The sequence below is a fragment of the Rahnella sp. PAMC25617 genome (assembly GCF_050606005.1).
Taxonomy (GTDB): Bacteria; Pseudomonadota; Gammaproteobacteria; order Enterobacterales; family Enterobacteriaceae; genus Rahnella; species Rahnella variigena.
The window spans coordinates 1-209 of sequence record NZ_JBOCUM010000226.1 but is presented as its reverse complement, the minus strand read 5'-3'; the positions used below and the strand labels follow the sequence as shown (position 1 = coordinate 209).

Sequence of the window (209 nt, the reverse complement as noted above, 5' to 3'; positions counted from 1 at the left end):
GAAGTCTTCCAGAAGCTCCTTGACCGCCCCGAATTGCGTCATGTGGAGGCTGGCATTGTCCTTCAGGCCTACCTGCCCGACTCGCTGTCCGCTCTGCAAGGTCTTGTTGAGTGGGCTGACCGTCGTACCGCTGCCGGTGGGGCGGGGATTAAAGTGCGGTTGGTCAAGGGCGCCAATCTCGCGATGGAGAAGGTAGATGCCGAGATTCA

The 209-nt window shown here is 59.8% G+C and carries 1 protein-coding gene; it reads left to right on the top strand.

Features of this window, described 5'->3' with window-relative positions:
• The coding region (locus tag ACM615_RS24235; protein WP_431012684.1) for a proline dehydrogenase family protein at positions 1–209 on the top strand (209 nt) is incomplete at both ends.